Raw genomic sequence first — 19,060 nt, forward strand, 5'->3', positions numbered from 1 at the left:
CCAACATCGACCTGGGTTTCTGGTCGTGGGCGTGATCAAGATCATGCTGAATGCCGCATTCGGTGGTATTCGTGTGTCCCACAGGTGGTTTCATGGTGACCGGGTGGTCTGTTTCTATGGTGTTCACGAAGACGACGACGGGCGCGTACCAGTGACCGTGAAGTCACAGGTACGCGCCCGTAGAACAGCGTGAGACTAGGCGCTGCCGTTGAACAGCGAAGTCACAGAACCGTTCTCGAAAACTTCCTTGATGGTGCGAGCCAGCAGCGGTGCGATGGACAGCACCGTCAGCGTCGGGAACTTCTTCGACTCGTCGATCGGAAGTGTATTGGTGACAACAACTTCCTTCGCGCCACACGTCGACAGACGCTCGGCAGCAGGGTCGGAGAGGACGCCGTGGGTTGCGGCGATGACGACGTCACCCGCTCCGGCCTCCTTGAGTACCTTGACCGCGCCGGCGATGGTTCCGCCGGTGTCGATCATGTCGTCGATCAGGATGCAGGTGCGACCTTCGACATCACCGACCACGCGGTTGGACTTGACCTGGTTGGGTACCAAGGGATCGCGCGTCTTGTGAATGAACGCCAGCGGCGCTCCGCCGAGCGAGTCGGCCCATTTCTCGGCGACGCGAACGCGGCCCGAGTCGGGGGAGACCACCGTGATGTTCTCGAGGTTGTAGCCCGCGCGAATATGGTTGGCCAACTGGCTGTGTGCGTGCATGTGATCGACGGGGCCGTCGAAAAAGCCCTGGATCTGATCGGTATGCAGGTCGACCGTGATGATGCGATCGGCGCCGGCGGTCTTGAGCAGGTCAGCGATCAGGCGAGCGGAGATCGGCTCGCGTCCGCGGTGCTTCTTGTCCTGGCGGGCGTACGGGTAGAACGGAAGAACGGCAGTGATGCGCTTGGCCGATCCACGCTTGAGAGCGTCGATCATGATGAGCTGCTCCATCACCCACGTGTTCAGCGGTGCCGGATGACTCTGCAGGACGAACGCGTCGGAGCCGCGAACCGACTCTTCGAATCGAACGAAGATCTCACCGTTCGCGAAGTCGCGCGCGGTCTGCGGGGTGACGCTGATGTCGAGTTCCTTCGCCACCTGCTCCGCCAACTCGGGATGTGCGCGACCCGAGAACAACATCAGGTTCTTCTGGTTGTCGATCCAATTCGCAGTCACTGGTTCATGCCATCCTTTTGTACTTGCCGGTCGATCTGGTGGTGATCTGTGCTGTCAGGTAGTGCAGGGCTGTCAGGTTGTTGCAGGGCTGTCAGGTTGTTGCAGGGCCGTCAGGTTGTGCTGCTGCTGCAGCATCGGCCGCGGGCGTGCCGGGACGATTCTTCTGGACCCAGCCCTCGATGTTGCGCTGCAAACCACCGGAGACGGCAAGCGCCCCTGGCGGTACGTCGTTTCGCAGGACGGTTCCGGCCCCGGTATATGCGCCGTCACCAACGGTGAGCGGGGCGACGAACATCGTGTCGGAACCGGTTCGCACATGCGACCCCACCACAGTACGGCTCTTGTTCACGCCGTCGTAATTGACGAAGACGCTCGAAGCCCCGATGTTGCTGTGATGGCCGATGGTGGCGTCGCCGACGTAGGTAAGATGCGGAATCTTCGAATGCTCGCCGATGTCCGCGTTCTTCGTTTCCACGTATGCGCCGATCTTCCCGTGGTCACCGAGGCGTGTAGCCGGCCGCAGGTAGGCGAAAGGACCGACGGTCGCGTCGGCTCCGATCACGGAGTCGGTCCCGTGCGAGCGGACGACTTGCGCGCGCTCCCCGACGCTCACGTTGTCCAAGGTGGTGTCGGGGCCGATCACGGCGTCCTCGCCCACCGACGTTGTGCCGGTCAACTGAACTCCGGGCAGGAGCGTCACGTCCTGTGCGATGTGCACGCCGCAATCGATCCACGTGCTCGCCGGATCGACGACGGTGACGCCGGCACGCATCCACGTCTCGAGGATCCGACGGTTCATCTCGCGGGCGAGCGTCGAGAGCTGCACGCGGTCGTTGGCGCCCGCGACGAGAACCGAATCCGCGATGTGCTGCGCGCGAACACGCTTGCCTGCGCGACGGGCGATCATGATCACATCGGTGAGATAGAACTCGTGCTGTGCGTTGTTGGAGTCGAGAGACGCCAGCGCATCGCGCAGAGTCTCGAAGTCGAAGGCGTAGACACCTGAATTGACCTCGGTGATCGAGCGCTGCGAATCGGTGGCTTCCTTCTCTTCGACGATGGCGTTGACTTCGCCGTCCGTCGTGCGAAGGATCCGTCCGTAGCCGGTGGGGTCGAGGGCGGTCGACGTCAACACCGTGACCGCGGCCGCGGGAGCGGCAGTGTGCTGAGCGAGGAGGTCTGCGATGGTCTTGCCGTCGAGCAGCGGCACGTCGGCGGCCGTCACGAGTACGGTTCCGGCGAAGTCGGCCGGCAGACCCTCGAGTCCGCAACTGACGGCGTGCCCGGTGCCCTTCTGCTCGTCCTGAACGGCGACGGTGACGGGCCGGCCCAGTTCACCCGCGACTGCGTTGACTGCTTCGGTGACACGCTCACGATCGTGACCGACGACGGTCACCAGGTGCGTGGGGTTCAGTGAGGTTGCCGCGTGAAGCGAATGTGCCAGCATGCTGCGTCCGGCGAGAGTGTGGAGGACCTTGGGAGTCTTCGACTTCATTCGTGTACCGGCACCCGCTGCGAGAACGATCACGGCGGTCTGCACTGGTTTGAGCTCCCTCTGTCGATCAAACTGTCGATCAAGACACGCATTTCCGCTCGGAAAATGCATGTTGTTCACCAGCTCCGCCGCCAGGACTCGAACCTGAACTATCTGAACCAAAATCAGAGGTGCTGCCATTACACCACGGCGGATTGCCACGCATTGCCGAGCCTTGCGGCCGAACGCGCGCAAGAATAATCGCATGCCGACCCGCCGTAGGTCGAACCGCTCCTCTGATTGGGTCCCCGAAGTCCCGATAGGCTGAGCGTCCACAGCAGTAATTTGTGTGTCGGCGAGAGGAAGACAATGGCGGCGGTGTCCGGTTCGGGTGGCGGGGATCCAGTTCCCGAACGAGTGACACGGATCCGGATGACCGGTACCCAACGTCGGCAACAACTGATCGAGATCGGGCGGGCATTGTTCGCCGAACGGGGATACGAAGCGACCTCGATCGAGGAGATCGCCCAGCGAGCAAACGTGTCCAAGCCGGTCGTGTACGAGCACTTCGGCGGCAAGGAGGGGCTGTACGCCGTAGTAGTGGACCGGGAGATGTCGCGACTCCTCGAGATGATCACGTCTTCGCTCTCGCAAAATCGCTCGAGAGTTCGAGTCGAGCGGGTTGCGTTGGCTTTGCTCACCTACGTGGAAGAGCACACTGACGGATTTCGGATACTCGTGCGCGATTCGTCCGTTGTTGCGCCCAGTGGGACGTATTCGAGCTTGCTCAACGATGCGATCAGTCAGGTGGGCTACCTGCTTGCGGGGGACTTCTCCAGACGCGGTTTCGACCCCGGACTAGCAACGATGTACGCCCAGGCGCTTGTCGGCATGGTGTCCACTACGGCTACTTGGTGGCTCGACGAACGGACTCCGTCGAAGGAAGTTGTCGCCGCTCACCTTGTGAATTTGTGTTGGAATGGGCTGACGAATCTGGAAGCCGACCCACAATTGGAGGGTTAACCAGGCGCGCCTGCCGCGCAGAGATGGATCGCGGTCTAAGCTGTGTTCGCTGTATCACGATCGTTTGATGGGCAAATGTCTCATTTGTTTGCAGGGTGGGTTGAATGCCGAACCGTGCCTTCCATTTTGACGCTGTGAACGGGTAAGACCAAGGATTCGTTCGATGTGTGGTGATTGGAGGCCGGATCGATGGTGAGGCAAGAACGGGCAGAAGCCACCCGTGATTCGGTGCTGCGCGGAGCAGCGGGTGTGTTCTTGCGCCTGGGTTATGCCAATGCCAGCTTGAGCGAGATCATCGCCGAGTCGCAGGTGACCAAAGGCGCGCTGTACTTCCATTTCGGGTCCAAGGAAGAACTCGCGCGGGCGGTGATCGACGAGGGTTCGGCGCGTTTCGACGCAAAATGTGAGCTCTGGTTGGACCGTCGCACTCCCGCACTCGAGTCGCTGATCGGTATTTCGTCGGTCATCGTCGACATCGGTGCGCATGACGCCATGGTTAGAGCGACGTTCCGCTTGTTGGTCGAGATCGGGGACTATCGGGGCTCCGGGCCGGCGACTCTGGACGTGTGGCTCGATATTTACCGTGAACTTGCCAGCCGTGCGGCAGACGAAGGTGATCTGCGTTCGGACGCGGATTCTGCTGACATCGCTCGTTTCCTGTTGGAAGTGGCGTCCGGAGTTCGGCTGATGGCAGCCGCGACCGGGACCGTTCGTGAGCTTTCGGACTCCATGAAGGCATCGTGGAACCTGATACTCCCGATCGTGGTCCCGGAATCGAAAGTGGAGTACTTCAGGCAATTCGCGGCCCGCCGCCTTGCCAGCGATCACTGAAATCACTGACTCTCCGCACTGCTCCTTGGCCAGTTTGCTGCAAATGTCCTGGTAGCGACATTGTTCTCTTTGTTCTGCATTCGAAACAAACTAAGAGTATGTTTATAGTGTTGATGGGAATCTGGAAGTCTGATCTTGCCCATCATCTTCGGATTGCGGTATGTTCTACCGGTAGCTGAAGAATTGCTGAGAATGAAGGTTTGTCAGGGCAGGGTGACGGCGTCGGCGCACCGGGCAGCATAGGGGGCTGCCCGGCGTGTACGACCCCAGATGGGGAGTCAACAGGTGGGTGACACTGCGCCGACGCCGATGCTCGATATCGGCCCGCGGATCGGCTGTGACGTAGTGAACGTCGTGGATGTCACTCGAAGTATCGAACTCTTCGGGCGGAGGTATCTCGATCGGACCTTCACCCCGCACGAATTGCAGACGTGCGCCGGGCCGGCGCGGGATCAACGATTGGCTGCACGCTTCGCCGCCAAAGAGGCTGTTGTGAAGGTGCTCAGGCCGGGTGACGTTCCCGTCCCGTGGAATTCCATCGAAATCACTCGGGCCGAGTGGGGTGGCTGTGGGGTGACGCTGTCCGGTAATGCCGCGGAACTCGCGCGGGCCCAGGATCTGCACGATTTTCAAGTATCTATCTCGCACGAAGCGGACGTGGCCATCGCAATGGTGATCGCAACACGCTCGGGCGCTCGCATCGAAAAGAAGGACGACATCGCTGATGATTGATCAGGCAATTCGGAAAGTGCTCGTCGAGCACGGTCGGCTGGCAGTCGACGTGAGCACGATCGATGGAGAGGCCGATCTTTACGAGTTGGGTTTGACGTCGCACGCGAGCGTGAATGTCATGTTGGCGCTGGAGGATTCGTTCGACATCGAGTTTCCTGACGAGTTGTTGCGGAAGAGTACTTTCGCAAGCGTCAAGGCGATCGAGGGTGCGTTGACGGAGTTGGGTGCTGCATGAACGCTCCGCAATCGCAGTGCGCCACCGGGACGGCCCTCGAGCGGGCCACACGGTTGGCCGACGAAGTTGCAGCGGCGTGGGCCGACGAAGTCGATGCCGAGGCAAGGTTTCCGCGTGAAGCTGTCGACGCCATGCGAAGCGAACGGCTGCTGTCCGTAGCTGTGCCGAGGGAACTAGGCGGCGAAGGACTCTCGCTGCAGGAAGTGTCGCAGATCGCTCGTGTGATCGGAACACGCTGTGCAGCAAGCGGAATGATTTTCGCGATGCATCAGACGCAGATCTACTCGTTGGTCAAGCACGGCAACACCGAAGCGCTACGCGGGTTTGTCGAAGAAACGGTCGACAAGCAACTGCTGTTGGCATCGGCAACCACTGAGCTGGGAATCGGTGGTGACGTCAGCCGGAGTTATTGCGCGGTCGAAGACTTGGGCGGTCATCTGCTGTTGATCAAGAACGCGCCTGTCATTTCGTACGGCGAACACTCCGACGCGATAGTCGTGACGGCTCGGCGAACCCCGGAGAGTCAGCCGAACGATCAGGTTCTCGTTGTGTGTCGTACCCCAGACCTGACGCTCGAACGCACCACCGAGTGGAACACGCTGGGACTCAGGGGAACTTGCAGTCTTGGTTACATCCTTCGGGCCACCTCGACGCCCGAGATGGTCGCCGACGTACCGTATTCCGATATCTCCACCCATACGATGCTTCCGGTCTCGCACGTCGTCTGGAGTTCGGTGTGGTTGGGAATTGCCGACGCTGCAGTCGAGAAGGCACGCAAGTACGTGCGTGCCGCCGCGCGCAAGCAGCCCGGAGTCACTTCCCCCGGAGCGCTGCGGCTCGCCGAAGTTGCTGCTTCGGCACAACAATTCGCCGATCTTGTCGACGCCTCTGCACGCAGGTACGACCGCGCAGTTCACGCTGCGGAAGGCGCCGCCGATTTCGAGGCGACGGGAGCGGTGGGCTTTTCGCTCGCGATGAACAACCTGAAAGTCACAGCCTCCACCGCGGTGGTGGAAATCGTCGGGCAGACAATGTTGATTTGCGGCATCTCCGGATATCGCGAGGACACCGAATTTTCGCTCGGCCGGCACCTTCGTGACGCGCACGGCGCAGCTGTGATGGTGAACAACGATCGAATCATGGCGGGTTCAGCGCACATGGCAATCGGATACCGGGGAACGCTATGACGACGGAGAATGTGACAACCGAGACTGTGACAGGCGAGACCGATCTGGATCGGGCTCGGGCTGCATTTCAACGCGAACTGCTCGTCGAAGGACTATTAGTCGAGACAGAGGTACCGGGACTCTACGGGCGTTCCGGCGTGTTCGAGGACATCGTCGACGGTATCGACCGAGTGGTGGTTGCAGCGGGGCCAGGCGACGCCGCGACTCGGCTGCGGTTCCCGCCGGTGTTCCCGCGTAGCAGTTTCGAGCGCACCGACTACATCGCTTCGTTTCCCAACCTCACCGGCGCCATCAACACCTTCGCTGGTTCCAATCGCGATCACGCGCGACTGCTGGCCGATCGCGCCGACGGACAATCGTGGGATCGCCACCTCGAGCCGACCGAGACCATGCTCGTCTCCGCAGCGTGCCATCCTGCCTATGCGCGATACACCGGAGTTCTCCCCGAAGGCGGGGTGCTGCTGGACATCTACGGTTTTTGCTTCCGGCACGAACCGGCGATCGATCCGGCTCGCATGCAAGCGTTTCGGATGCACGAGTTCGTGACGATCGGTGACGCCGCGGCAGCGCGAGCGCATCGCGAGCACTGGATCGAGCGGGGGCTCGAGGTGCTCGGCCGGCTCGAACTCGACGCCACCCCGGTGATTGCCAATGATCCTTTCTTCGGACGCGCCGGAAAGATGCTTGCAGCCAACCAGCGTGAAGAGAATCTCAAGACGGAACTGACGGTTCGGCTCTACGGAGATCTCGACGAGGGCACGGCGATCGTGTCCTCGAACAACCATCTCGACCATTTCGGTGTCAACTTCGACATCCGAACGGCGGAGGGGGAGGTGGCGCACAGCTCGTGCGTCGGCTTCGGGATGGAGCGAATCGCGTTGTCCTTGTTGCGGACTCATGGTCTTGATGTGGCTGCGTGGCCAACCTCCGTACGCGAACGAATGGGCATCTGATGTCCCGGCTCATCGACATTTCACCTGATCGCTACCAACCCCATTCGTTGCACCAGGACGACCGGGTGTGGGCGCAGACCAACTGCTATACGGATCTGTGGATCGAAGTGTTGCATTCGCTGGGATTGGACCCCGTCCCGGCGCTGGCATGTGCCTTCTCATCGCGGTTCGACGGGACTCAGTGGACGTTCCTCAAGCTCAAGGCCGAGGACATCTACGCGCTGTACGGAATCGAAGTCGCCGAGATGAACGTCTGGCGGGCCCCGCTGATCCATGTCGAGGACAACCTCGCGGTTGGGATGCTGTCGACGGTTGAAGTCGACGGATACTGGCTTCCCGACACTCTTGGAACGAGTTATCACGAGGGGCACACCAAGACCACGATCGTGCCCAATCGGATCGATCGCGTTGCCGGCGAGCTCGAATACTTCCACAACAGCGGGTACTACTTGCTGCGAGGCGACGATTTCTCCGGTGTCTTCGATCTCGATCGTTCCTCACTTCCTTCGTTCGTGCCCTACGTCGAACAGATCAGGTTGAATCCGGTTCACGCGACCAACGCCGGAAACATCGCCGAAGTGGCTCGGCGGAACGTAGCGGTTCGAGCCGCGGGTAATCCCGTGCGAGAGCTGGGACGCCGGGTGATCGACGACCTCGAATGGGTGCAGGGGGCGGGTATGGATGCCTTTCACCTCTGGTCCTTCGGGCTACTTCGTCAGTGTGGTGCCAGCGCGGAGCTGGCAGCCGACGCCAGCGAGTTTTTGGACACTGCAGGTTTCTCCGGGACAGGCGAAGCTGCGCCAGATTTCCGCAAAGTGGCGTCCGGGGCCAAGAGCGTGCAGTTTCAGATGGCGCGTGCCTCCAGGGGCCGCGCGGTGGACCCGCGTGAGCAACTCGACGAGATGGCCGTGTCGTGGAAGAGAGCGATGGAAGTCGTTGCCGACACAGTCGGCGTCGACTCGCATCGACACTTGAGGTTGGTCTAACAGTGCCTCGTTCGTCAGCAGACCTGCTGGCCGGCGCGATATGGCGATGCGCTGCAACCGAACCCGGATCCATATCTGATCCGGATGCCCTCGAAACCGTGACCGAGTGGGTCGCAGCGTCTGTGCCTGGGACAGTCGTTGGTGCGATACAGGCGGCGCAAACGGACGCCGGACGCACGAAGTCCGTTGCATCGTCGTCGGTTTCATCATCGTCTGTTGCATCATCGGACTGGTGGTTCGTGACTACCGTGGCCACGACCGGTGAGGGGTCGTGGCTGCTCCAGTTCGACGGTGTGACGGCGTTTGCCGATGTCTGGATCGGCGGCGTCCATGTCGCGTCCACTGAATCCATGTTCACGCCTGGGGAAGTGAGCATTCCGGCCGTAGTCGGCGCTGGTAAACGCGTCCAGGTCGCTATTCATTTTCATTCTCTGTCCGCGATTCTGAGATCGAGGCGTCCTCGAGGACGTTGGCGCTCGTCGATGGTCCGTGAACAGGGTCTTCGGTGGATCCGAACCACGATGCTCGGTATGGCTCCCGTATTCAGTGGCGTTCCGGTACCGGTGGGACCGTGGCGGGGTATCCGGTTGTTGGACAAGGGAGTTGCCGCCGTAGTCTCGGCTGTCAAGCACGCGAGTGTTGACGGCACAACCGGTCACGTTGCCGTCAGCGCTCGGCTCACCGGATTGCCGGCCTCGCTGGAGTACGTGACCGTGCGCGTCGGCGAACACTCGCGACAATTGGCTGTAATTGCCGGACCGGACGGATTCCTCGAGGTGTCCGGCGTCGTCGAAGTGCCGGACGCGCAGTTGTGGTGGCCGCACACTCATGGCGCTCCTCGCACGTATCCGGTGACGATAGAAACGATCGGAGTCTCCGAGCATCTCGGTTCAGTGGGCTTCCGGACGGTGGAGGCCGACAGATCCGATGGTGGATTCCGTTTGAATGTCAACGGCATCCGGGTGTACTGCCGTGGTTCGGTGTGGGTGCCGACCGACCCGATCTCGCTTCAAGACGACGCCGGCACCACTCGTGTCTTGGAACGCCTGGCTGAGGCGGGCCTGAACATGATTCGAATCCCGGGGACGATGGTCTACGAGAGCGACCACTTCTGGGAGGAATGCGCGCGACTGGGCATTCTCGTGTGGCAGGACATGATGTTGGCGACGCTTGATCCGCCCGATACCGACGAATTCTTCGAACTCGTTGCAGCAGAGGTCACCGCGTTCTTGCACAGAGTGCGTGGAAATCCCGCTTTGGCAGTCTTCTGCGGCGGCAGCGAGACCGAACAGCAGCCGACCATGCTGGGCTTGGTCGATCAACACATCCCGCTCATTCATTCGAGACTGCCGGAGCTGATCTCAGCGGTGGCACCTGAACTCGAATACGTGACGTCGTCGCCCTCGGCGCCTCGCGGGGGAGAGCAATTGGCAACGCATGTCGGAAGCGGGGTCGCTCACTACTTCGGGGTGGGTGCCTATCGTCGTCCACTGGCCGACGTGCTCAGCGCGCGAGTACGTTTTGCGACCGAATCATTGGCATTTTCGATTCCACCGTCGAATGCCGTGATCGAGAACGAATTCGGTTCGCTCGCCGTCGCAGGGCACCACCCGGCATGGAAAGCCGCGGTGCCGCGGGACAACGGATCGTCGTGGGATTTCGAGGATGTTCGGGATCACTACGTCCACGCGCTTTTCGGCGAAGACGCTCGTGAAGTCCGGTGGTCCGACCCGGAACGCTATCTCGACCTGGGGCGAGCAGCCGTATGTGAGGCGTTCGCCTCGACGCTCGGCTATTGGCGTCGCCCGGATTCTCGGTGCGACGGCGCCTTGACACTCGCACTGCGAGACCTGGAGCCCGGGCCGGGATGGGGGGTCCTCGATTGGAGCGGCAGCCCCAAGGCTCCGTGGTTCGTGCTCCGTAGGAGCGCCAAACCGATCGCGCTCCTCGTCACGGACGACGGTATGGACGGACTGAGGCTCGACGCGATCAACGAGACTGCCGAACCTGTCGTCGGCGAGATCAGGTTTCGAGCGCACAGTCGGTCAGGTGTCGTCCCAGTCGACGTCGCGCTACCGGTCAAGGTGGAATCGCACTCGAGTCTGACCTGGTCCGTGGACAGCCTTGTCGGCCGTTTCACCGACCTCACTCACGTCTTTCAGTTCGGGGCGCGGACATACGACGCCGTCACCGTCACGCTCGAAGACGAAGACGGAGAGATGGTGGACGAAGCGGTGCACCTCCTGGGGAGTCCGGCACGGCCCCTCGAGCGGTCGGTCGGACTTGTCGCCACGGCGCGCAACGTCGGCGACGAAGAGTGGGTAGTCGACGTCACGACGGATGCTTCCGCCCAATACGTTGCCCTCGAACTGCAGGGCTTCGAGCCCGAAGACTCCTGGTTCCACCTCGCGCCGAACGGTCGCAGGACTGTACGTCTACGGAGAACCAGCCAGGCAACGAAGGTAATCGGCCGGGTTCGGGCGCTCAACTCTCACACCAGCGTGGCCGTGGCACCGCCGAGCGCCCCGGCCACCCGATCTTCACCGGCCAAGCGGACGACGAAGAAGCCGAGCGTTACGGGAAACTGAACGGATCGGACTGCGCTGCGAGATCGCACACCGATAGAATCGAACCGGCGCACAACTCTGCCTCGGTGGAGATCTTGCGCTCGGGCTGTGCGTCCGCAACCCGTCATCACTGTTCAGGAGCGCGTTCGTTGACTTCCTTGTCCTCTGCCCAGACTGCGCTCGCTGGACTCGCCGAGGTCGCCCTCGCAGACGCCGCGTTCACTCCAGTGATCGACTCCATCGGTGCGCCTGCCCTGGACATCGTGGCGCCGAAGCCGGCTCGACCATTCATCGCCGCTGCACTTGCCGCGCGCACTCCGGTGCTGCTGGTGACGGCCACCGGTCGCGAAGCCGACGATCTGACGTCAGAACTCACCGAGATGCTCGGTGGAGGCGTCGCGCAGTTCCCGTCGTGGGAAACATTGCCGCACGAGCGACTGTCGCCGAGCGCGGACACCGTCGGGCGACGGGTGGAGGTACTGCGCCGGCTCGCCAGACCAGACGACGCCTCGTACGGCTCGCCTCTTCGGGTGATCGTGACCACGGTGCGCTCTCTCGTTCAGCCGATGGCGCCGGGTCTTGGCGAGATCGAGCCGATCACGTTGCGCGTCGGCACCGAGATCGATTTCGATTCTGTTCTGGTTCGTCTGGTGGAGATGGCGTACAGCCGTGTCGACATGGTGGGAAAGCGTGGTGAGTTCGCGGTCCGCGGCGGCATTCTCGACCTGTTCTCGCCGACGGCGGATCATCCGGTACGTATCGAATTCTGGGGTGACGAGGTATCGGAGCTTCGGTACTTCTCTGTCGCCGATCAGCGTTCGCTACCGGACGTCGACGTCGATTCCGTGATCGCGCCGCCGTGTCGTGAGCTGATTCTGACAGCTGATGTTCGCGATCGAGCTGCGGCACTCGCTGCTGAGAATCAGGCTGACGCGTCGTTGGTCGAGATGCTGGACAAGATCTCGGCAGGCATCCCCGTCGAGGGGATGGAAGCTCTGCTCCCGGTTCTCAAACCCGGTGAACTGCAACTACTTTCCGATGTCCTTCCGGTAGGGGCGCACATCCTTCTGTGCGATCCGGAGAAGGTGCGCACCCGCGCCACCGATCTGGTGCGCACCGGCCAGGAATTCTTGGAAGCGTCGTGGACGGCGGCGTCGATCGGCGGCGCTGCACCGCTCGACACGTCGATCCTCAACGGCGGGGGAGTCGATCTCGGTGCCTCCGCATACCGGTCGCTTCGTCATGTTCGCGAATCTGCCGAAGCTGCCGGCCGTCCGTGGTGGACGGTCAGCCCGCTGGCGTCGGGAAATGGCGAAGAACTGGAAATTCCGGTTCAGGCGGCACCGCAGGTACGTGGTTCCGACGACCTGTTGGCCGAGCTGTTCGTCAGCCTCCGGGCACACGTGAGCACGGGCGGTCGCGCGGCGATCGTGGTGGCAGGCGCCGGCACAGCAAGCCGAGTCGTCGAGCGACTCGGTGAAGCCGAAGTACCCGCAAAGATGCTCGATGGCGGAGCGACCCCTGCCCGCGGACAGGTCGCGGTGCTCCGCGGGTCTCTGCACGACGGACTGGTACTCGCCGGCGACGACTCGACGCCGGGGATGGTGATCGTCACCGAGTCCGATCTGACGGGCAACCGCGTTGCTGCGGTCGGCGACGGAAAGCGCTTGCCGGCCAAGCGCCGCAATCAGGTCGATCCCCTCGCGCTGTCTGCCGGGGACATGGTCGTGCACGATCAGCACGGTATCGGCCGGTTCGTCGAGATGGTCGAACGCACCATCGGCGGGGCGCGTCGTGAATACCTGGTCATCGAGTACGCGCCGAGCAAGCGTGGTCACCCGGGTGATCGCCTGTTCGTCCCGATGGAATCGCTCGATCAACTCTCCCGGTATGTCGGTGGAGAGTTGCCTGCGCTGAGCAAGCTCGGTGGATCCGACTGGGCGAACACCAAGCGTAAGGCCCGCAAGGCGGTTCGTGAGATCGCGGGCGAGTTGGTTCAGCTCTACGCTGCGCGTCAGGCGGCCCCGGGGCATGCGTTCGGCCCGGACACGCCGTGGCAGAAGGAACTCGAAGACGCATTCGCCTTCACCGAGACCATCGACCAGTTGACCGTCATCAGTGAGGTCAAGGCCGACATGGAGAAGCCGGTTCCGATGGACCGGGTGGTGATCGGTGACGTCGGGTACGGCAAGACGGAGATCGCCGTTCGTGCCGCGTTCAAGGCAGTCCAGGACGGCAAGCAGGTGGCGGTACTGGTCCCGACGACTCTGCTTGCACAGCAACATCTTCAGACGTTCACCGAACGAATGGCGTCGTTCCCGGTGAAGGTGCGAGGGCTGTCCCGTTTCACCGACGTCAAGGACTCGAAGGAAATCATCGCCGGCATGGCCGAAGGCGAGATCGACATCGTCGTCGGTACTCACCGGTTGCTGCAGACCGGTATTCGCTGGAAGGACCTCGGGCTTGTGATCGTCGACGAGGAACAGCGATTCGGAGTCGAGCACAAGGAACACATCAAGGCACTACGCACCCACGTCGACGTCTTGACGATGTCGGCTACCCCGATTCCTCGTACTCTCGAGATGAGCATGGCCGGGATCCGCGAGATGTCCACGATCCTCACACCACCGGAAGAACGTCATCCGATCCTCACTTACGTCGGCGCGTATGCGGACAAGCAGGTTGCCGCGGCCATCCGGCGTGAACTTCTGCGCGACGGTCAGGTCTTCTACGTACACAACCGTGTCAGCTCGATCGACAAGGCGGCCAAGAAGATCCGTGAACTCGTCCCGGAGGCTCGCGTCGTCGTCGCGCACGGTCAGATGAACGAGGATACTCTCGAAAAGACCGTGCAGGGCTTCTGGGAACGCGACTTCGACGTGTTGGTCTGTACCACGATCATCGAAACCGGTCTGGACATCTCGAACGCGAACACACTGATCGTCGAACGTGCGGACTCGCTTGGCCTCTCGCAGTTGCATCAGCTTCGCGGACGCGTCGGGCGTAGTCGTGAACGTGGATACGCATACTTCCTGTACCCGGCCGAAAAGCCGTTGACGGAAACGGCATACGACCGACTGGCAACGATTTCGCAGAATTCGGACCTCGGCGCTGGTATGGCAGTCGCGATGAAGGACCTCGAAATCCGTGGAGCCGGAAACGTTCTGGGCGCAGAGCAGTCCGGCCACGTCGCGGGGGTCGGGTTCGATCTGTATGTCAGGCTGGTCGGTGAGGCGGTCGAAGCCTTCCGGGCTGCAGCCGACGGCAAACCGATCACCATGGACGAGGGCACGAAGGAAGTCCGGATCGACCTACCGGTGGACGCGCACATCCCGCCCGACTATGTCACCAGTGACAGGCTCAGGTTGGAGGGGTACCGCAAGCTCGCTGCGGCAACTGATTCCGACGGCATCGCTGCCGTAGTCGAAGAACTGGTCGATCGCTACGGCCCACTGCCCGAAGAGGTTCGACGGCTGATCTCGGTGGCCAAGCTTCGACTGCTCTGCCGCGAGTACCAACTGGAGGAAGTCGCCGTCACCGGAACTCAGCTCAAGATCTCGCCGATGTCACTGCCCGATTCCAAACAGATCAGGCTCAAGAGGATCTATCCGAGCGCGCAGTACCGGGCAACGACCGGGCTCGTGCAACTCCCGCTGCCTCGCACCGGCGGAGTCGGCTCGGATCGCCTGCGGGACGTCGAACTACTTCAGTACATCGCGGACTTCATCCTGGCGATAGACGGGCGCGCCGCCGGTGCCGTCCTCGTCGAGGCGTGAGCACACGGTGAACGAATCGCCCGTCGTCGTACTGCTCGATCCTTTGCGGCCGCATGTCTTTCCGCTGGAGGCGCTCCCCTTCCTGTCTGGCGCGATCGATATCGACCCGGACGTTCCCGACTCGGTACGCGGCGCATTGCCGGCCACGACACCCGGCGCGGCAGTGACTGTGATGATGGGCACCGCCGAGCCGAAGATCGAGGCGTTGTCTGCCGCTGGGGTAAAGATGATTCGCGCCGAACCCATTCACGGCGATCGACTGGTGGAAGCGGCGTCGATCATGGACCGGTTGTGGAATCGCGGCGGTTGGGAGTCGACCCAGACGCACGAGAGCCTGTCGGTTTACCTCGTCGAGGAGACCTATGAGGTACTAGACGCGATTCGAAGCGACGACGAGAGCGATCTCCGTGAGGAACTCGGCGATCTGTTGCTCCAGGTGTTGTTCCACTCGCGGATCGCTCAATCTCACGGCATTTTCGAATTGGACGACGTGGCCGGCGCACTGATCGCGAAACTTGTGCACCGCAGCCCGCACCTGGTCAGTTCCGGAGTGGTCGACATCGCTGAGCAGGAGCGGGCGTGGGACGCTTTGAAGGCTGCCGAGAAGGCGCGCGCGTCGTCCATGGACGGCATCGCTCGGTCGCAACCGCCGTTGCTCCTCGCCGAAAAAGTACTGAGCAGGGCCGCCAAAGCCGGTGTGATCGAAAGCGCCGATGAAGCTGATCTGGAAGCTTTGATCGAACAGTGCCGACGCGCCGACACTGCACTCCTGGGCGCCCTGGACATGTTGATCGCCGACATTCGGATTCGTGAGGGAAGACGTTTCCAAAACATGGAGGATTAGCCCACTTTGACGTAATTGCCCGGTAATCATCTGGCAACCGGGAAAAAGCCTGGACTCGGTGAGTGCAGTTGAAACAAACCTAAGGTATGTTTACGTACGAAATGAGCAACACTGGGTCGTTTTGTCGCACGAAGTGGCCTTTGATCGGCAGTTATGTAGGGGGGTCCGATGACGGTTCGTTTCTGCACTGCGAGCAGCGAGGTACGGCAACCGGCGGGGTGTTGCCGTACCTGGAGGCTCGCAGTGGCTACCGATCAGCGATCCGCTGAATCCGTTCGACCCGCTGAAGTCATTCGAATGACTAGAAGGACTGATGGCAAATGAGCGTTCATGCTGAGGTGGAGAGCCGGTCGGCAGCATTGCAGGATTCCGCTCATGTCGGCACCGACTGGCGTCGGGCATACCGGAAGCGGATTGCCGTGAGCGATTCGATCACGGTTCTGTTCGTGATCGCGCTCGCACAGATCGGCAGCATGTGGCCGCATCCCATCGAGTGGCTGACACCACTCAAGGTGATTGCGTCTGCAGCGCTGGGAGGGCTGTGGATGATCGCGCTCGCACGCGGACGCAGCCGTCATCAGTCGATGCTGGGCGAGGGCAGTGACGAGTACGAGAAGGTGCTGCTCGCTACCGGCCAAGTCTTCGGAGTGGGCGCACTGGCCGGGATCATTCTCGGCGTAGGAATCGCGCGTAGCTATCTCATGATCGCACTGCCCGTCGGGCTCGCTGCGCTGCTTCTCGGGCGCTACCTCTGGCGACGCGACATTCGAAAGAAGCGTGCGAGCGGGGATTGCCGCAACTCGGTGCTGTTGGTCGGTGGACACGCGTCCGTCGTTGCTACTACGCGAGCCTTCGTGCGGGACTCCTCGGCAGGCTACGACGTTGTGGGAGCGTGTATTCCGCGTCGGGCGACCGCGCTGGACGATCACATCGTCGTCGACGGCGCAGCGGTCCCGGTATTGGGCAACGAGTTCGAGGTGGTCGAGGCGATGCGCGCAAGCGGCGCAGACACCGTCATCGTCACCGGAACCGAAGACCTCGGGCAGGTGGGCATACGCAAGCTGATGTGGGACCTCGAAGCCGAGGGCGTCGACATGGTGGTTTCACCGGTCGTAGCCGACGTGTCGAAGGCTCGCTTGATGTTTCGCCCGGCGGCGGGACTCCCGTTGATTCACGTTGCGCGACCGCGCTACCAGGGCGCCAACCGGCTTGCGCCCGCCGTTTTCGACGCGGTGTTCTCGATGCTGATGATCCTCCTCGTGGCGCCGGTCATGGTCGCCGCCGCCGCTGCGGTCAAGTTCACGTCGAAAGGCCCGGTGTTCTACAAGGCAGAACGCATCGGCCTCAACGGGAAACCGTTCCCTATGTTGAAGTTTCGTACCATGGTGGAAGGCGCCGATCAGCAGGTTGTCGATCTGATGGGGGACAACGAAGGCGCGGGAGGCGTGTTGTTCAAGATGCGGGAGGATCCACGAATCACGTCCGTCGGCAAGATCCTTCGTCGATTGAGCATCGACGAGCTACCACAGTTCTTCAACGTCATTCGCGGCGAGATGAGCGTTGTCGGTCCGCGGCCGCCGTTGCGGCGTGAGGTCGAGATGTACGACGACGAGGTTGCCCGACGCCTGCTGGTCAAGCCTGGTATCACCGGTCTCTGGCAGGTAAGTGGTCGCAGTGACCTCTCGTGGGAAGAATCTGTTCGACTGGACTCTTCCTACGTCGAGAATTGGTCTATCCTGCAAAATCTTTCGATCATTACTCGTACCGTCTCAGCGGTCGCGAAGAGCGACGGAGCGTACTGACTACGCGGTTGGTGCCGGCGCGGATATCCGCGCCGGGCACCCTCCTGTCAGCTGTCGAGCTCAACAATGCGAGAACAGATTCTTGACGTAGCCGGCAGTTTGGTAAACGTAGTTGAATGCCCACGTCCCGATCGAGAGTTCCGGACGGCTTGCGACCATTACCAGTTCTCCTTGATAACACTGCGAAATGATGTGCCGCGCCCGCGAGATATGAGGAACGAAAGTCACGACGATGACAGTCTTCCATCCGTTGGCATTGGCCATTCTCTCGATTTCGAACCCCTCGCCCTCGGTGGTGGACGGTGACGGGACGAAACAGTCGACAGGGAAGTCGAACGTACCCTCGCAGATCGACCGCATCTTCTTGTCGTTGTCGCCGTAAGGATTCGAGAAGATCAGGCGTGGTGCGTAACCGTCTTTCATCAGTTGGATTCCGACCTCCTCGCGTCCGTCGTGTGCTCCGCCGAGGACAACGATAGCGTCAGCACTTCGTGGTGCATCGATCTTGGGTGAGACGAAGACGGGCCAACCCGCTGCCGCACCAAGGGCGAGGAGTGATAGAGGTATGCCCGCAATCTTCAAGGCCGATTTGATCTGTTTGATGGCCCCACAATACCTGGACCCAGGAGACGACGATGATCGGATGGCAACCACTTCGGACGGTGGCGGGGTTGACCGCCTTACGGGATGCCTATGGGCAGAACATGTCTGGACTCGTACCTGAGACCGGTGTGTATCTCGCTGACGACGGTTGGTGGATCGCTCTCACAGGTGCACCCGATCCCAGCTACAACCTTGCATTGGTCCATGGGGGTGATGTGCGGAAAAACACGGTCGCCGTTGTGGAACGAGTGCTCGCAGAGCGACTGCGCACCGTTGTCATGCTCGCCGGGGCGGGTCTGGATGCCGCGACCGTCCTCGCGGACGCAGGGTGGGTGTGCGTAGGTTCGAGTTCGCTGCGCGCGCTACCGAATTCTCCGTCAGCGCCGGATGCCGCGGTGCGGATCCTGGAAGATGGCGACCTGCGTTCAGCACGACAACTTGCGGAGGATGTTTTCGGTATCGATCGCGAATCTGCGACTCTGGTGTATCCGGAGGCGGCCCCCGACCGACCACGTGAGCGTTCAGTCGTCGGCCTGTTCGAACTCGACACGCTGCAGACCGCAGCGATGCTGTCGTTCGGTAGGCCTATCAGCACTGTGTGGGCGGCCGGCACCAGGGCGCAAGGACAGCGGCGTGGACATGGGTTGCGGGTCCTTCGGCAAGTGTCGGCAGCCGCATTCGAGGCTGTCGGCGACGGCGCCGTGTGTGGTCTCGCCAGCGCTGCCGGCAATGCTCTGTACGACGCGAGCGGAGCCGAAATCGTCGAGTACTGGCAGATGTGGTCGCGACCGCGATGGCTACTTGGTAGCTGACATCAGCCGTCAGGTATGTTTGTGTGCGTTCGGCAAACTTTTGGTTTCTTTCAGCTACG

15 protein-coding genes and 1 tRNA gene are annotated in these 19,060 nt (G+C 61.7%); 12 read left to right on the top strand and 4 right to left on the bottom strand.

What is annotated here, in order from left to right; translation table 11 throughout:
* Positions 1-195: 195 nt before the first annotated feature.
* The 3 genes from B0E55_RS05040 to B0E55_RS05050 form a co-directional block, all read right to left on the bottom strand.
* Positions 196-1,176 (bottom strand): ribose-phosphate diphosphokinase, encoded by a 981-nt coding sequence (locus B0E55_RS05040; protein ID WP_020970292.1) that lies wholly within the window; start codon positions 1,174-1,176, stop codon positions 196-198.
* 91 nt (positions 1,177-1,267) lie between these two features.
* Positions 1,268-2,716 carry a bifunctional UDP-N-acetylglucosamine diphosphorylase/glucosamine-1-phosphate N-acetyltransferase GlmU gene (glmU, locus tag B0E55_RS05045; RefSeq protein ID WP_080909203.1) on the bottom strand — a complete coding sequence of 483 codons (1,449 nt, stop codon included), beginning with the start codon at positions 2,714-2,716 and terminating at the stop codon, positions 1,268-1,270.
* A gap of 78 nt (positions 2,717-2,794) precedes the next feature.
* Positions 2,795-2,865 (bottom strand) — tRNA-Gln (locus tag B0E55_RS05050).
* 154 nt (positions 2,866-3,019) lie between these two features.
* Here B0E55_RS05050 and B0E55_RS05055 point away from each other — a divergent pair.
* From B0E55_RS05055 to B0E55_RS05105, 11 genes are all read left to right on the top strand, one after another.
* On the top strand, positions 3,020-3,673 hold the full coding sequence (locus B0E55_RS05055) for a TetR/AcrR family transcriptional regulator (RefSeq protein ID WP_019744652.1): 654 nt from the start codon (positions 3,020-3,022) through the stop codon (positions 3,671-3,673).
* A 189-nt stretch (positions 3,674-3,862) separates the two neighbouring features.
* Positions 3,863-4,504 carry a ScbR family autoregulator-binding transcription factor gene (locus B0E55_RS05060; protein WP_003946317.1) on the top strand — a complete coding sequence of 214 codons (642 nt, stop codon included), beginning with the start codon at positions 3,863-3,865 and terminating at the stop codon, positions 4,502-4,504.
* Between the two features lie 309 nt (positions 4,505-4,813).
* Positions 4,814-5,236: a holo-ACP synthase gene (locus B0E55_RS05065; RefSeq protein WP_020908564.1), complete on the top strand. Its 423-nt coding sequence runs from the start codon at positions 4,814-4,816 to the stop codon at positions 5,234-5,236.
* Positions 5,229-5,471 carry an acyl carrier protein gene (locus B0E55_RS05070; RefSeq protein ID WP_003946296.1) on the top strand — a complete coding sequence of 81 codons (243 nt, stop codon included), beginning with the start codon at positions 5,229-5,231 and terminating at the stop codon, positions 5,469-5,471. The genes B0E55_RS05065 and B0E55_RS05070 overlap by 8 nt, the downstream gene beginning before the upstream one ends.
* Positions 5,468-6,658 (top strand): acyl-CoA dehydrogenase family protein, encoded by a 1,191-nt coding sequence (locus tag B0E55_RS05075; RefSeq protein WP_047888907.1) that lies wholly within the window; start codon positions 5,468-5,470, stop codon positions 6,656-6,658. The genes B0E55_RS05070 and B0E55_RS05075 overlap by 4 nt, the downstream gene beginning before the upstream one ends.
* Complete coding sequence (locus B0E55_RS05080) at positions 6,655-7,611, top strand: amino acid--[acyl-carrier-protein] ligase (RefSeq protein WP_031333718.1); 957 nt, start codon at positions 6,655-6,657, stop codon at positions 7,609-7,611. The genes B0E55_RS05075 and B0E55_RS05080 overlap by 4 nt, the downstream gene beginning before the upstream one ends.
* Positions 7,611-8,597, top strand: a complete 987-nt coding sequence (locus tag B0E55_RS05085) for a DUF1839 family protein (protein ID WP_019744648.1) — start codon at positions 7,611-7,613, stop codon at positions 8,595-8,597. The genes B0E55_RS05080 and B0E55_RS05085 overlap by 1 nt, the downstream gene beginning before the upstream one ends.
* Before the next feature lie 2 nt (positions 8,598-8,599).
* On the top strand, positions 8,600-11,185 hold the full coding sequence (locus B0E55_RS05090; RefSeq protein ID WP_080909204.1) for a glycosyl hydrolase 2 galactose-binding domain-containing protein: 2,586 nt from the start codon (positions 8,600-8,602) through the stop codon (positions 11,183-11,185).
* A 128-nt stretch (positions 11,186-11,313) separates the two neighbouring features.
* A complete protein-coding gene (gene mfd / locus B0E55_RS05095; protein ID WP_029536836.1) occupies positions 11,314-14,940 on the top strand; it encodes a transcription-repair coupling factor in 3,627 nt (1,208 codons plus the stop codon).
* A 7-nt stretch (positions 14,941-14,947) separates the two neighbouring features.
* Positions 14,948-15,784, top strand: a complete 837-nt coding sequence (locus B0E55_RS05100) for a MazG family protein (RefSeq protein ID WP_080909205.1) — start codon at positions 14,948-14,950, stop codon at positions 15,782-15,784.
* A 320-nt stretch (positions 15,785-16,104) separates the two neighbouring features.
* On the top strand, positions 16,105-17,586 hold the full coding sequence (locus B0E55_RS05105; RefSeq protein ID WP_019744644.1) for a sugar transferase: 1,482 nt from the start codon (positions 16,105-16,107) through the stop codon (positions 17,584-17,586).
* 60 nt (positions 17,587-17,646) lie between these two features.
* On the opposite strand, the gene B0E55_RS05110 is transcribed toward B0E55_RS05105, so the two are convergent.
* Positions 17,647-18,168, bottom strand: a complete 522-nt coding sequence (locus B0E55_RS05110) for a YdcF family protein (protein WP_020970286.1) — start codon at positions 18,166-18,168, stop codon at positions 17,647-17,649.
* A gap of 53 nt (positions 18,169-18,221) precedes the next feature.
* Between B0E55_RS05110 and B0E55_RS05115 the strand changes: the two genes are divergently transcribed.
* On the top strand, positions 18,222-19,001 hold the full coding sequence (locus B0E55_RS05115) for a hypothetical protein (RefSeq protein WP_069146362.1): 780 nt from the start codon (positions 18,222-18,224) through the stop codon (positions 18,999-19,001).
* Positions 19,002-19,060: the final 59 nt, after the last annotated feature.

It is taken from the genome of Rhodococcus sp. 66b (assembly GCF_002076325.1).
GTDB lineage: Bacteria > Actinomycetota > Actinomycetes > Mycobacteriales > Mycobacteriaceae > Rhodococcus_F > Rhodococcus_F erythropolis.

Coding starts and splice junctions, on each gene's coding strand:
- B0E55_RS05115 (WP_069146362.1), top strand. CDS start 18,222: ATGATCGGATGGCAACCACTTCGGACGGTGGCGGGGTTGACCGCCTTA.
- B0E55_RS05105 (WP_019744644.1), top strand. CDS start 16,105: ATGAGCGTTCATGCTGAGGTGGAGAGCCGGTCGGCAGCATTGCAGGAT.
- B0E55_RS05060 (WP_003946317.1), top strand. CDS start 3,863: ATGGTGAGGCAAGAACGGGCAGAAGCCACCCGTGATTCGGTGCTGCGC.
- B0E55_RS05085 (WP_019744648.1), top strand. CDS start 7,611: ATGTCCCGGCTCATCGACATTTCACCTGATCGCTACCAACCCCATTCG.
- B0E55_RS05070 (WP_003946296.1), top strand. CDS start 5,229: ATGATTGATCAGGCAATTCGGAAAGTGCTCGTCGAGCACGGTCGGCTG.
- B0E55_RS05065 (WP_020908564.1), top strand. CDS start 4,814: ATGCTCGATATCGGCCCGCGGATCGGCTGTGACGTAGTGAACGTCGTG.
- B0E55_RS05075 (WP_047888907.1), top strand. CDS start 5,468: ATGAACGCTCCGCAATCGCAGTGCGCCACCGGGACGGCCCTCGAGCGG.
- B0E55_RS05055 (WP_019744652.1), top strand. CDS start 3,020: ATGGCGGCGGTGTCCGGTTCGGGTGGCGGGGATCCAGTTCCCGAACGA.
- B0E55_RS05080 (WP_031333718.1), top strand. CDS start 6,655: ATGACGACGGAGAATGTGACAACCGAGACTGTGACAGGCGAGACCGAT.